General features: G+C 66.9%; 11 protein-coding genes. 4 read left to right on the top strand and 7 right to left on the bottom strand.

All coding sequences use genetic code 11. The features are described 5' to 3' along the window. Positions 1-179: 179 nt before the first annotated feature. Positions 180-1,598, top strand: a complete 1,419-nt coding sequence (locus STROP_RS00885; RefSeq protein WP_011904097.1) for an MFS transporter — start codon at positions 180-182, stop codon at positions 1,596-1,598. Further along, the gene (locus STROP_RS00880) at positions 1,595-3,010 is read left to right on the top strand and encodes an MFS transporter (RefSeq protein ID WP_011904096.1); all 1,416 of its coding nucleotides are present in this window, start codon (positions 1,595-1,597) and stop codon (positions 3,008-3,010) included. Before STROP_RS00885 ends, STROP_RS00880 begins: the two co-directional genes overlap by 4 nt. Positions 3,011-3,176: 166 nt before the next feature. Here the strand turns inward: STROP_RS00880 and STROP_RS00875 are convergent, their stop codons facing one another. From STROP_RS00875 to STROP_RS00860, 4 genes are all read right to left on the bottom strand, one after another. After that, positions 3,177-3,809 (bottom strand): vitamin K epoxide reductase family protein, encoded by a 633-nt coding sequence (locus STROP_RS00875; protein WP_011904095.1) that lies wholly within the window; start codon positions 3,807-3,809, stop codon positions 3,177-3,179. Continuing rightward, positions 3,806-4,465, bottom strand: coding sequence for a DsbA family protein (locus tag STROP_RS00870; RefSeq protein WP_011904094.1), 660 nt, complete (start codon positions 4,463-4,465; stop codon positions 3,806-3,808). Before STROP_RS00870 ends, STROP_RS00875 begins: the two co-directional genes overlap by 4 nt. 207 nt (positions 4,466-4,672) lie before the next feature. Beyond that, the gene (locus STROP_RS00865; RefSeq protein WP_026274678.1) at positions 4,673-6,685 is read right to left on the bottom strand and encodes a bifunctional copper resistance protein CopD/cytochrome c oxidase assembly protein; all 2,013 of its coding nucleotides are present in this window, start codon (positions 6,683-6,685) and stop codon (positions 4,673-4,675) included. A 180-nt stretch (positions 6,686-6,865) separates the two neighbouring features. Then, a complete protein-coding gene (locus STROP_RS00860; protein ID WP_011904092.1) occupies positions 6,866-7,789 on the bottom strand; it encodes a cation diffusion facilitator family transporter in 924 nt (307 codons plus the stop codon). A 482-nt stretch (positions 7,790-8,271) separates the two neighbouring features. On the opposite strand from STROP_RS00860, the gene STROP_RS00855 reads away from it, so the two are divergent. Continuing rightward, entirely contained in the window at positions 8,272-9,120 is an 849-nt protein-coding gene (locus STROP_RS00855; protein WP_011904091.1) for a CPBP family intramembrane glutamic endopeptidase, read from the top strand. 238 nt (positions 9,121-9,358) lie between these two features. On the opposite strand, the gene STROP_RS00850 is transcribed toward STROP_RS00855, so the two are convergent. The 3 genes from STROP_RS00850 to STROP_RS00840 all read right to left on the bottom strand — a co-directional run bounded on the left by STROP_RS00850 (position 9,359) and on the right by STROP_RS00840 (position 12,317). Next, complete coding sequence (locus tag STROP_RS00850; protein WP_026274679.1) at positions 9,359-10,207, bottom strand: hypothetical protein; 849 nt, start codon at positions 10,205-10,207, stop codon at positions 9,359-9,361. Positions 10,208-10,569: 362 nt separating this feature from the next. Continuing rightward, positions 10,570-11,853, bottom strand: a complete 1,284-nt coding sequence (locus tag STROP_RS00845) for a glycosyltransferase (RefSeq protein WP_011904089.1) — start codon at positions 11,851-11,853, stop codon at positions 10,570-10,572. Positions 11,854-11,855: 2 nt separating this feature from the next. Then, positions 11,856-12,317, bottom strand: a complete 462-nt coding sequence (locus STROP_RS00840; RefSeq protein ID WP_011904088.1) for a GbsR/MarR family transcriptional regulator — start codon at positions 12,315-12,317, stop codon at positions 11,856-11,858. 227 nt (positions 12,318-12,544) lie between these two features. On the opposite strand from STROP_RS00840, the gene STROP_RS00835 reads away from it, so the two are divergent. Continuing rightward, positions 12,545-13,063: an SRPBCC family protein gene (locus tag STROP_RS00835; RefSeq protein ID WP_018829525.1), complete on the top strand. Its 519-nt coding sequence runs from the start codon at positions 12,545-12,547 to the stop codon at positions 13,061-13,063. The last annotated feature ends 95 nt before the right edge of the window (positions 13,064-13,158 follow it).

Here is a 13,158-nt window from a genome sequence, read left to right as displayed (position 1 = left end):
CGCCGAAAACGCCCCACAGCCAGGAGTTCCACCATCCCGAGTTCGCCCGACGGGACCTGCTGCCAGCCAGAGGGGGAGAAGGTCCCTACCCGTTGTAGATAAACGACAGCAGCCTTGGGCAGACAGTCGCGCCAGTGACGCCACCGCCGACCTCCCCTACCGCTGATCAAGGAATTGCCGTGTACGTCAAACCCGCTCCAGACGACTCGACGCCCGACGAAACGGCGACCGAGCAGAACAGCCGTAACGATCGTGGGCGCACCCGGGTCCTGACCCTGTCCACCATCGGCTTCACCGTCATGTTCGCGGTGTGGCTCATGTTCGGCATCCTCGGCAAGCCGATCAGCGAGGAGTTCGGGCTCTCCGAGGTGCAGCTGTCCTGGATCATCGCCGCCGCCGTGCTCAACGGTTCGCTCTGGCGACTCCCCGCCGGCATTGTGGCGGACCGGGTCGGTGGGCGCCGGGTGATGACCGCGATGCTCCTCCTGACCGCGGTCGCCTCATTCCTGGTTTCCCGCGCCGATTCGTACGCGATGCTGCTGGTGCTGGCGTTCCTGGTCGGTTTCGCTGGTAACTCCTTCACGGCGGGTATCGCCTGGAACTCCGCCTGGCAGCCGCGGGAGAAGCAGGGGTTCGCGCTCGGCCTGTTCGGTGCCGGCAACGTCGGCGCCTCCGTCACCAAGTTCATCGGCCCGCCGCTGATCGCCGGGACCGCCGGCGCCACCTACCTCGGCGTCGTTGAGGGCGGCTGGCGCCTCGTCCCCGTCGTCTACGCGGTGTTGCTGCTCGCCCTCGCCGCGGCCACCTGGTTCATCACTCCGCGTCAGGACCGCGTACCGAGCCACGGCACCCCGCTACGCACACAGCTCGAGCCGCTCAAGCAGCTGCGAGTGTGGCGATTCAGCCTGTACTACGTGGCGGTGTTCGGTGCCTACGTGGCGCTCGCCGCGTGGCTGCCGACCTACTACATGAACAACTACGACGTGTCCCTGCAGACCGCGGCCTACCTGACCGCCCTGTACATCTTCCCGGCCTCGCTGCTGCGACCGGTCGGCGGATCACTCTCCGACCGTCTGGGGGCCCGCCGGGTCATGTACTGGACGTTTGGCCTCATGCTGCTCAGCACGGGGATTCTGATGATGCCCCCGGGCCACATCGTCGTCGACCACCCTGACGGCACGCAGACCACCCACCTCGCCTACCAGCTCGGCATCGTGCCCTTCACCCTGCTGGTCGTCCTGCTCGGCTGCGCCATGGGCATCGGCAAGGCCGCGGTGTACAAGCACATCCCGGAGTACTTCCCACGCCAGGTGGGGGCGGTGGGCGGCCTGGTCGGCATGCTCGGCGGCCTCGGCGGGTTCTTCCTGCCTCCGCTGTTCGCCTACACCAAGGCCTGGACCGGGCTCCCGTCGAGCACCTTCCTGGTCCTGTTCGTACTCACCGTCATCTGCGCGGTGTGGATGCACCTAACCGTCGTGCGCATGCTGCACGGTGAATCGCCCCAGCTTGCCACCCACTTCGAAAAGCCAGAACCCGCTGACCAGCCGGCCGCTCCCGCCTCGGCGGCGACCCGTGCGTCCAAGGAGGCCCACGTATGAACACCACGAGTTCCTCCCGGAGAGCCGGCCGAGCCGGCAACGGCGAATGGCTGGAGTCCTGGAACCCGGAGGACACCGACTCCTGGGACAAGGGCCTGGCGTGGCGCACCCTCTGGATCAGCACCTTCACGCTGACCCTGTGCTTCACATCGTGGTTTCTCGCCTCCGCGATCGCCCCGAAGCTGACGAACCTCGGCTTCGACCTCAGCACGAGCCAGCTCTACTGGCTCACCGCCATGCCCGGCCTGGCCGGCGGACTCATGCGCCTGATCTGGATGGTGCTGCCGCCGATCATGGGCACCCGCAAGATGGTCACCCTGACCACCGTGCTCCTCCTCCTTCCCGTCGTGGGTTGGGGAATCTTTGTTCAGGACCCGACCACCCCGTTCTGGGTGCTGCTGTCGCTGTCATTCCTCTCCGGCATCGGGGGTGGGGCATTCTCCGGCTTCATGCCGAGCACCTCCTACTTCTTCCCCCGTCGGCTCCAGGGCACCGCGCTGGGCGTCCAGGCCGGTATCGGCAACTTCGGAGTCTCGCTGGTTCAGCTGCTGACCCCGTGGGTCATCGGCTTCTCGCTGATCGGCTTCCTCGGCAGCTCGCGGCCGATGGCCACCGCACCCGGCGAACCCCCCAAGGACGTTTGGTACCAGAACGCCGCGTACATCTACATTCCGTTCATCATCGTCGGTGCGGTGCTCGCCTGGACGATGCTGCGTTCGGTCCCCGTCAAGGCGAACATTCGGCAGCAGTTCGACATCTTCCGCAACGTTGACACGTGGTGGATGACGCTGCTCTACATCATGACCTTCGGTACCTTCGCCGGGCTGTCCGCCCAGTTCGGGCTGCTGATGAAGAACCTCTACGGTGCCGGTAACCCCGACATCGTGCAGGGCACCGGGGCCGCCGCACAGCTACTCGTGGACGGCTACTCCGTACCCGATCCGGTGAAGTTCGTCTTCCTCGGTCCGCTGGTCGGCGCCGCCGCGCGCGTCGTCTTCTCGCCGCTGACCGACAAGTTCGGCGGTGCCCGGTGGACTCTGATCTCCGGAATCGGCATCGTCGTCTCCATCGGCTTCACCCTCACCGCGCTCCGACCCGACACCAGCTCGGCCGCGGCGCTGGATGCCGGCTTCGACCGGTTCCTCTGGGGGATGCTCGCGATCTTCCTGTTCAGCGGAATCGGCAACGCCTCCACCTTCAAGCAGATGCCGATGATCTTCGAGCGCCGGCAAGCCGGTGGCGTCATCGGTTGGACCGCGGCGATCGCCGCGTTCGGCCCGTTCTTCTTCGGAATCGGCCTGACGATCATGTCTCCCAGCGCCTTCTACCTCGTCGGGCTGGCGTTCGCTGTGCTCTGCGTCGTCGTCACCTGGCAGCGCTACGCCCGCCCGGGAGCGCCAAAACCGAGCTGACCTTCCCGGGCGCGTTCCGGCCGAATCCGGAAGCGGGCCTTGCGAACTACGGCCGGGCTACCTCGTTGCTGATCAACGAGGTAGCCCGGCCGCCGCACTTCCCACCGGTTGACACCGGGTGGACCGCCTCTTTCGGCAGGGCTGGTCGGGAGCCGTTGCGATGGCCTCAGCCCAGGGTGCTCCAGTAGTCCCAGAAGCGGTGCAGGATCACGACGACGACGAACGCGGCCCAGACAACGAGGACCAGGCTGTGGTAGCGGGCGACCCGTTCCGTTACGCGACGGAGAGCGCGCGGCAGTGCGGTCGTGTTGTCGCGCAGGGTCTGCAGCGTCGTGTAGAGGAAGATGGGGATGGTTACCGCCCAGACCACCATGCAGTACGGGCAGAGCGCGCCGATCACGTAGAGGCTCTGGTAGATGAGCCAGTGCACGAAGACGACGCCGAAGGTGACGCCGCCCTGTAGACCGAGCCACATCCACCGGGGGAGGTGGCCGGTCGCGAGCAGTGTGACACCGAGCGTGGTGACCACGGCGAACCCGGCGATGCCGAGAAGCGGGTTGGGGAACCCGAACACCGCGGCCTGCGGGGTGTTCATCACCGAGCCGCAGGACAGGATCGGATTGATACTGCACGTGGGGACGTAGCCGGGGTCAGCCAGCAGGTTGATCTTCTCGACGGTGAGGGCGGCGGCGGCGAGCAGGCCGACGGCACCGCCGATGGTGAGGACCCACGCGGTGACGGCGGCTAGGAAGTGGCGTTCTGCGGGGGTGGTGACGGGTCGGTTGGCGGTGGTCGTCATCCGGCCAGGGCAGCGTCGATCATGGTGGTCAGATCGTCCTTGCGCAGGTCGGACAGGGGCTCTCCGTTGAGGAAGAAGGTGGGGGTGCCCTGCACACCGACCGCCTCACCGTCGGTCCGGTCCTTCGCCACCCGGGCGGCGGTGGCGGGGTCGTCCAGGTCACGCTGGAAACGGTCGATGTCCAGACCGAGGGTACGGGCGTAGCCGAGGAAGACCTCGGTCTGCGGCTCGTCCTGGCGGCTCCAGGCGTTCTGGTTCTCGAAGAGCAGCTGGTACATCTCGGCGAAGCGGTCCTGGTTGGCCGCGGACTCCGCGGCGCGGGCGGCGAGCTCGGCGTTGGGGTGGCTGGAGATGGGGAAGTACCGAACCACGAAGGTGATCTGCCCCTCGTAGTCGGCGAGGATCTCCTTGACCGTCGGGTACGCCGCCGCACATGGCCCGCACTCAAAGTCGAGGAACTCCACCAGGGTGACCCTCCCGTCGGGAGCCGAGGTCAGTCGGTGGCTGTCCTCCCGGACCAACACCGCGGGTTCGACCGCGCCACCGGTCGTCTTCGCGCTGGGGATCGCGTCGCGGCGGTTCATCGCCAGCACGCCGACCATCACCAGAATCAACGCCACGACCGCGGCAAGGGTCAGCCGGGTGTTCCTCGTCATGTCTGCATCTCCTGTCGGTCTGTCCGATACCGCGGCTACCGGCCTGAGCAGGCGAGGCGCCGGACGCAAAGGTACCGGTCACACCACCCGGGATCACTGTGATTCACCTGAACTGCGCGCAACGGGCAGAGCCGCACGGACCGACTGGCCCATCGGGACCGCCACCCGGCGCACTGGCGCCCGCAGCCAGGCCGGCCAACCGCCTCCTCACCGACGGACCTGCCGATCGCGTTCGGCCAGACCAGCCAGCATCCGGTTGTACGCGGCCAACTCGGCGTCCTCGCGCCCTTCGGCTTCGGCACGGTCGGCGGCCCGGTCCCGGCGACGGGCCTCCCGCTCGTCGGCCTTCATCCACTGGCGCATCAACGCGATCAGCACGACGACGGTGGGCAACTCACCGAAGGACCAGGCGATGCCGCCAGCGGTGCGCTGGTCCTCCAGGGGGGCGGGGCCCCAGGGGCGGTCCAGCGTGATCCACCAGGTCTCCGCGATCAGGGTGGTGGACTGCATGAGCGTGACGCCGAGGAAAGCGTGCAGCACCATGCTGATCAGGACCAGGATCAGCTTCAGCGGATACGGGATGCGGCGGGGCGCGTGATCAACGCCGATGACGACCCAGAAGAACAGATAGCCGGCGCCGAGGAAGTGTCCGACCATGGCCAGGTGCGCGGCGTGCGAGCGCAGTGCCAGCTCGTACAGGCCGGTGAAGTACATCATGTAGAGGCTGGCGACGTAGATCACCAACGCGACCACCGGATTGGTGAGGGTGCGCGAGAGCCGCGAGTGCAGCGCCACCTGTAGCCACTCGCGGGGGCCGGGCCAGCGCGGATCGGTCGACGGGGCGAGGGCGCGCAGCGCCAGGGTGATGGGTCCGCCGAGCGCGAGCAGAATCGGGGCGAGCATCATCAGCAGCAGGTGCTGAATCATGTGGATCGAGAACAGCAACGGCCCGTAGCGGGCCAGACCGCTGGAGGTGGCCACGATGATGAGGGCACAGCCCACCAGCCACAGAGCGGTACGGGAGACGGGCCAGGAATCGCCGCGACGGCGGAGCCGCCACACCGCAGCCGTGTAGAACCCGGCGGCGGCGAACACGGCCGCCATGATCAGTGGCTCGGGCAGCCACGCGGTGGCGAGGGTGTCGATGGTCATCGGCGGAGGCATCGGGAAGCCGAGCAGCGCGGTGGCGACGTCCTCCGTCTCCGTACCGACTGGCGCCGGGGTACGGGACAGGGCGACCGAGGTACCGATCGCAGCGGCGAAGAGCAGCGTTTCGACGACCGCAACCCGCAGGAACGGCCCTCGCCGACCAGCCGCCAGGGCGGGCAGGGCCCGGCGACGGTGCGCCAAACCCACGACGGCGATCGCGACGAGCGCGGCAGCCTTGATCAGGATCACCTGCCCGTAGCGGGTACCCAGCACGTCGGCAACGCTCGGGAGCCGAACAGCGGCCGACAGCAACCCGGACAAACCCACTGCGGCGAGGCAGCCAGCGGCGAGCGGGGAAAACCTGCGCACGGCCCGCGCGAGGTCGGCGGTCGTGCCGCGGCTGGTAACGGCCAGGGCGAGCAGGCCACCGGCCCAGATGGTGACCGGCAGCACGTGCAGGAGCAGGCCGGATACCGCCAGCTGATGGTCACCGCTGGCGGCGGCGTGGCCGGTGAAGACCGGCGGCACCAGCGCGCCCAGCGCCAGCAGCAAAGCGGTCAGCGCACCACCGGGTCGCAGGCTGGTCGCCGCGACCACCGCCGCCGCCAGGGCCAGCACACCACTGAGCGCCAGGGCCTGCCCAAGCGAGACGGTGGTGGCGAAGTTGAGCACCCCCCGCAACGACAGCACCTGCGCGGCAGGGAGGCCGAACAGATCGACCATGGTGTAACAGACCGCGACCGCGGAGGCCGCAGCCCATACTCCGGCCGCGCCGGCCGCAGCGCGCATGCGCCGGTAGCCGACCGGGGACAGCCGCCGGCCCTCGTCGCGGGGAGAGAGCACCACCGCGGCCAGCAGTAGACCGACCGTGGCGACCGCGCTGACCTGCATTCCCAACCGGGAGGCCGGCAGCAGCCACGCCGTGGTCGGTCCTGGATCAGGAAACCCGGGCGGGGTCTGCACAACAGCACCGCCCCCCCACCACAGCAGCGCCGCGCCGACGGCGGCTGCCACCAACACCGTCCCCGCCGGCAGCAGAAACGGCCGACGCCGTACAGCGGCGAGACTCATCACCGTGCCGCCAACGGGTGCGGGTGGCCGGGGGTCGGCCGGGGGTCAGCGACTACCCGCCCGACGGCGGCCCGGCGGGTAGTCAGGCTGGATGGGCGGTTCACGAACAGCTCCCAGATAGATGGTGGTACATCGGGTAGTCGATCTGTTGCGCCAGCTGGTTCCCGGGCGCGACGCAGGTCACCATCCGCTCCCGTGGCAGACGTCGTCTGCGTTGGCCGGCTCCGCCGGTTCGGCTTGCAGGGTGGCGTGCTCAACAGCGAAACGATCCCGCAGCAGCCGCTGGGACGTGGCCAGCACTGCGGCGAAGTCGGCATCGCGCTCGAGAGCCAGGTGCGCCGAAGCAACCTCCATCCCTGAGGTTAGCGTCCATACGTGCAGGTCGTGCACGTCGGCTACCCCGTCCACACCGAGCATCGCCGCCCGTACCACAGAAATGTCCAGGTGCACCGGCGCGGCCTGCACCAATACCCGCAGCGCGGCACGGCCCAGTTGGTAGGCACGGGGCAGGATGAACAGCCCCACCACCACCGCGATCAGCGGGTCGGCGTACCACCAGTCGGTCAAGGTGATCACGACAGCCGCGATGATCACACCGACGGAGGTGAACAGGTCTCCCAGAACCTCCAGGTAGGCGCCCCGCACGTTCAGGCTCTCCCGCGAGCCCGCGCGCAGGAGGAAGAAGGCGACGACGTTGGCCAACAGGCCCGCCACCGCCACCACCACCATCGGCCTCGCCAGCACCTCCGGCGGCTGACCGAACCGTCGTACCGCCTCGACAACCACATAGCTGGCCACTCCGAACAGCAGGACGGCGTTGGCCAGCGCCGCCAGCACCTCCATCCGATAGAGCCCGAACGTTCGCTGGCCGGCGCGGGACGCCTTGCTGGCAGCGGTGATCGCGGCCAGGGCCATGCCCATACCGAGGACGTCGGTAAACATGTGGCCGGCATCGGAGAGCAGCGCCAAGGAGCCGGTCATAACCGCCGCGACCGCCTCTACCACCATAAAGGTGAGGAGCAGCCCGAAGGCCGCCCAGAGCCGACCCCGGTGCTTCTCACCGGCCCGCGCTGCCTGTTGACCGTGATCGTGCCCCGCACCCATCCAGCTTCCCTTCCCGTCGACCGGTGCCACCACTAAAATATGCTCACATCGCTATACGTGCAACTATTGGCGAGATCACCACCACAGCCGACCCGGGGGCAGGCTCTGCCGATCAACAAGCGACGCGTCGGGTCGAACGGGCGACAAGAGACAACAGGGTCCGGACGAGAAACACTTTGACCAACTCAGGTCAGTCTTTTGACTCGCTGTCGCCGCCAGGAGCCCTGGCACGTACCGACCTACCCCAACCACCGGCAAATGAGATATCTCCGATGAATCGGTTACGGGTCAGGGCAGCGAACCGAGCCCACAACCGCCAGAATCCTCAATCCCTCGCGAAGGTAGGGCTAGCCCCACGCTCGAAGGTAGGCGCAGCCCTGCCCTCGTTTGGCGGGCTGGCCACCATGGACGAACGCCTTTCGCCAGCGCCAGAATCATGCCCGAGACGAGGGGCATGGCACATTCACGAGGAGCTGAAGGGCATGGGCGGTGGCACCACACAGAATCGACTGGGTCCGTCAGGACAGCGACCCAGCACGCGCGCATCGACATCGACCGACCCACCGGCACAGTACTCACTGAAGAAAATCCTGGGAATCTGGGCGGCTGTCACCCTACCCATGGGCCTGGGCTATTGGGTGATTACCCCGGCAGTCGCCGACGGCCCCTACGACACCGTGGTGCTGGCAACAGTCACGCTAGCGGCCGGCCTGGTCTGGCAGTTCGTGCTGGCAATGTTGATACTCCGGCGGGAGGAGGGGTCGGTAGGGCTCTCCGCCATGGCTCGCCGGCTGTGGCTACAGGTCCCCAGAGACCCGGTAAGCGGTCGGCCACGCAAGCGACTCCTGTGGCTGCTGGCGCCCCTGGGAATAGCGTTCGTACTCAACATGCTGTACGTGGCACCGGTGATTCAGAACCTGCAACAGCATCTACTACCCGGACCGGCTCCACTGCCCTTCCAGAAAGCCGAAACGCTATTCTCGGCGGAAGTCGCCTCGCAGATGGAAGGGGCTTGGTGGTTCTTTGCGCTGTTCCTGACGCTCAGCGTCTTCAACGTCTTCCTCGGTGAGGAGTTCATCTTCCGCGGAATCCTCCTTCCCAGGATGCAAGGCGTGTTCGGTTCGGCTGACTGGCTCGCTAACGGCGTCTTGTTCGGCCTGTACCACGTCCATCAACCCTGGACTGCCGGTGGCATCATGCTGACCAGCGGACTAATCATGTCGCTACCGGTGCGGCGCTATCGGAGCATGTGGCTCTCGGTCATCCCGCACTCGATCCAAACAGTGATCGTATTTGGGATGCTGCTCGGCCTCATGCGGGGCACGGCGTGACACCACCGACGCCGCCGGCACCACCCGGCGAGCTCCATCCCCACAACTACCTGGGGAGGGCGGGCTTGGGGACTGCCCGCGTCCGGGCAGTCCCCAAGCCACAATCGCACGCCGTATTGGCCCTCGAATCGACTGACAGAAGTCACAACAGCCGTGATCCTGCGAGCCCGGAGGGCACCCCTCACTCAACTCGCCCAGCGTCCCGGCGCAGTGTTGACGAGGCCTGGGACACCGTCGACTAGTTGGCCGGAATCGTCACCAGGTCTGCCAGCGGCTTCCCTGTTGCGTCTTCCTGCGGCCGGGAGAGGTAGAAATCGGCGTACAGATATCCCTCACTCTCCATGTCGGCCGGGTCGACCCCCCGCGCCGCCAGCTCCGCCATTGCCCACTCTCGTTCGGTGTCGTCGATAAACCGCCGCTGCCGAACAGCCTGGTCCGCCTTCTCGGTCACGAGCCCGTACTGCGCGAGCACCTCCGAAATCGGCTCATAGTCGTACGTCCGAAGGCAGAACGCGGCGACCCAGGGCGGGGCTTCAGTGCAGGTAAGTAGCCGCTCGAACGTCCGCTCAGTGACATAGCCAATGCCACCCGTGGTCGTGATGAGGTCGACCTCTGACATCTTCTTAGCCAATTCCGACGATGGCGTTGTCGCCTCCAGGTTCTCGACAAATGCATCGTCGAGCGCGCCGACTGCCACACCATGCCGAGCAGCGTTCTCGGCGACGTCCAACCCGATGACATGAGGAGCGGCCGGCCGGGCACGCTGACCCAGAAATTCGTTCTCGGCGCGGCGCACCTGGTCCACGGTACGCCCGTCGTCACCGGCACCCTGGTAGTACGTGTACACGTCGTCCAGCTCAAGATCGGTCTTGGTGAGCACCCCGACGATGCCATAGGAACAGCACACATCGAGCACAGTGGGGCGATAGCCATCACCCCATGGTTGGGCATCGATCAACTGGTTGAACACGGTAGCCCCATGCTGCGGGATCTCGTATTTCAACCGTCGCAGGTTAGCGTAGTACGCGCACGGCGTCTCCTGGTTGTAGATTCCGCTGAAGTTGGCCTTACCGGACTCGTCGGTCAACGCTTTGACTCCCTTTACTCCGGGTGCAAACTCAGGGCCCAAACACAGCCTCCGACCTGCGGCGGCCGGAGGCAACGGGTGCTACACCGGTAGGATATGGTGAATTCGTAGATTAGCCAAGCCGGCAAATCAGACAACCTACTCCGGCCACGGGGGTCGCGTAGTGTGGTGATCCCCGCGAGATCGCAGGTAGGAACGGGGATGGGGCACGAGTACGTCGCACGGTGCCGCTGATTGTGATCGGTGACAGTGACGCGTCGCAGTACTCTCCGACGTCACTCTCCGGTGTCCTTTCCAGGAAGCCGCGCACGTTCTCCGGCCAGGGGCGCCCCGGGGCGCGGCCACTCGGTGCCGCTGGTGTCCTAACCCGCCGGGCGGAGGAGAGTGTCGATCCTGGCAACCGCGTTCGCGACACCATCCTCGGCCGCGAGGCTCCTCCCCAGCTTGAGCGCGGCGGCCCGGATGTCGGCGTTGGTGGTCACCGTACGGATCGCGGTGGCCAGCCGCTGCGGAGTGAGCTTCCGCTGCGGTATGGGTGCACTGCCCACGCCGAGCGCGAATACCTGCCGACCCCAGACGAACTGGTCCAGGAGGAACGGACAGATCACCGAGGGCTTGCCAGCGCGTAGCGCCGCCGCGGTGGTGCCGGCCCCACCGTGGTGCACAACGGCGGACATCCGAGGGAAGAGCCAGTCGTGTGGGGCCTGCGTGAGGTGCCAGATGGTGTCTGACGGCTCGGTCTCCGCCAGGCCACCCCAGCCGGTGGCGACGATGCCGCGGACGCCGGCCCGGCGCAGTGCCTCGCCCACGAGACGGGTGAGTCGGTGCGGGTCGCGCCCGGCCATACTGCCGAAGCCGACGTACACCGGTGGGTCGCCCGCCTCGATAAAGTCGACCAGGCCGGCCGGGGGCTGCCAGCGGGCGGCGTCGTCAAGGAACCAGTAGCCGGTGAGGTGCGCGTGCCCGGGCCAGTCGGCGGGGCGTGGCAGGACGTGCTCGCTGATGCCATGCAGCACCGGGATTGGCCGCCCGTCAGGTAGCCGGGTGGTCAGCGCGGCACCGCTGGTCTTCGCGAGTCCGAGCGTGTCGCGACGAAACGTGTTCACCATTCCGTCGTACATCCGGTATCCGGCACCGGCCAGGCGGTAGGTCAGTCGGTTGTACCAACGGCCGAGCGGCAGTTCGGGCAGCCCGACGAGGGGGAAGTCACCGGTTGGTACGGAGACCGGCACGGGCAGCGCCAGTACCACCGGTACGCCGAGTTTCTCGGCGATGTGCGGACCGGCCAGCACCTTGGGGTGGTAGACGACCAGATCTGGCTTGGCCTGCCTGGCTGTCGCCCAGGCATCGGCCAGCAGCCTCCGGTTGATCGGATTCGCCTGACGGGCGAGCCTGATGTTGGTCCTGACTGCGCCGAGCACCCCGGTGGTGTCCTCCATCGCGGCCCGGCCCGCCGCCGAATCCAGCAGCTGCAATATGTCGTCACTGAGCTGGCCGTACGCCAAACCTTGGTCGGTAACGAACGACCGGAACCGGGCGCAGGTGGCCAGCGTGACGTCATGGCCGGCCGACTGGAGGCCTTTGCCGAGGGCCACGTACGGCTGGACATCCCCTCGCGACCCTACGGTGATCACCAGAATTCGCATCCCTAGCTGCCCTTTCGTGCTTGTCGACGGAACTCTTCCATCAGGGCTGGTGTGCGCTCGACCATGAAGGTGTAGAAGTCGCGGGTATGGCGTAACCGGCTGGCCTCCGGTGCCGCCGCGTCGCCGACCAGATCGATACCGCGCTGCATCAGATCGATGAAAACGCGCATCCTGTCGGTTGGGTCAATGGCACGGGCGAAGGCGTCCGGATGCATCTCGTACGCGTGTCCCCGGCCCTGGCTCGGCACCCGTCGGACCATGCCGGACTGTTCCAGCACCCGCATGCCGGTGGATACCGAGGCCTTGGACAGCCCCATCGCCTCGCACAACTGCGCGGTGGTCTGTCTCGGCGGGTCGCAGATGAGCAGCCAGCCCAGTAGCTTGCCGAAGGCGGGTGTGGTGCCCATCCGAGCCAGGACGACGCCGACCTCCTCGGCGTACCGCCGGCCAGCCTCCGGGTCCATAAACTCCCCTTCCGACACAACAGTCTCGAATGTTCAGAACTTTCTAAACAAAAATTTAAACCCGGTCCGGAAACCAGGCCAGAGCGAAATACGAAAATTTCCACCACGGATCTATTCCCGAGGGAAGTATTGACGATCCGCCCTCCTGCATGACTGCCGCCAAATAACTGGAATTGAGCTCTTTGCAATGCTGCATCGCCACCCGTCAGCCGGTATGGTCCCGGCCTATGGGACAGGAGATGGTCGATCCCTTCGATGTCCGACAGGATTTCGCACGGTTCTCGCTCCGCAGCTCGCTCCTCGTTCCCGCCTCGACGCAGCAGGCATTCGCGGTATTCACCGGCGCGATAGCCGACTGGTGGGTGACGGAGTACACCTGGTCCGGCCCCGACCTCCTAACCACGCTGGGCATGGAGCCACGGACCGGCGGGATGCTGTACGAAATCGGCCCGCACGGCTTCCGCAACGACTGGGGCCGGGTGCTGGCCTGGACCCCGCCCCACCGACTCGTCTTCACCTGGCAGATCGGGGCAGACCGCGTCCCAGCGCCTGATCCGGCCCGGGCCAGCGAGGTCGAGGCGCTCTTCCGCCCCGACCGGTCGGGGCAGACCCGGGTAGAGGTGGAACACCGACACTTCGATCGGCACGGCCCCGCAGCGGAGGGCTACCGCCAGGCGCTGACCGCTGGCTGGTCTGAACTCCTCGCTCGCTACGCGAGCGTGGTTGCGAAGCGCGTCGTCGGCTGAGGCCGTGACTCGGCCACTCCCGCCACCTCATCTCACTCTGAGTAACCGTAACGGTCAACCTCGGATAGCAATACCGCCAGGCTCCCGGCTCTGGG

This window comes from Salinispora tropica CNB-440, from assembly GCF_000016425.1.
Taxonomy (GTDB): domain Bacteria; phylum Actinomycetota; class Actinomycetes; order Mycobacteriales; family Micromonosporaceae; genus Micromonospora; species Micromonospora tropica.
The sequence above is the reverse complement of the archived record's forward strand: the minus strand, read 5'-3'. Positions and strand labels throughout refer to the sequence as shown.

Excerpts from the sequence above, each read along its gene's own strand:
- STROP_RS00880 (WP_011904096.1), top strand. The coding sequence starts at position 1,595 with ATGAACACCACGAGTTCCTCCCGGAGAGCCGGCCGAGCCGGCAACGGC.
- STROP_RS00875 (WP_011904095.1), bottom strand. The coding sequence starts at position 3,809 with ATGACGACCACCGCCAACCGACCCGTCACCACCCCCGCAGAACGCCAC.
- STROP_RS00870 (WP_011904094.1), bottom strand. The coding sequence starts at position 4,465 with ATGACGAGGAACACCCGGCTGACCCTTGCCGCGGTCGTGGCGTTGATT.
- STROP_RS00865 (WP_026274678.1), bottom strand. The coding sequence starts at position 6,685 with ATGAGTCTCGCCGCTGTACGGCGTCGGCCGTTTCTGCTGCCGGCGGGG.
- STROP_RS00860 (WP_011904092.1), bottom strand. The coding sequence starts at position 7,789 with ATGGGTGCGGGGCACGATCACGGTCAACAGGCAGCGCGGGCCGGTGAG.
- STROP_RS00855 (WP_011904091.1), top strand. The coding sequence starts at position 8,272 with ATGGGCGGTGGCACCACACAGAATCGACTGGGTCCGTCAGGACAGCGA.
- STROP_RS00845 (WP_011904089.1), bottom strand. The coding sequence starts at position 11,853 with ATGCGAATTCTGGTGATCACCGTAGGGTCGCGAGGGGATGTCCAGCCG.
- STROP_RS00840 (WP_011904088.1), bottom strand. The coding sequence starts at position 12,317 with ATGGACCCGGAGGCTGGCCGGCGGTACGCCGAGGAGGTCGGCGTCGTC.
- STROP_RS00835 (WP_018829525.1), top strand. The coding sequence starts at position 12,545 with ATGGGACAGGAGATGGTCGATCCCTTCGATGTCCGACAGGATTTCGCA.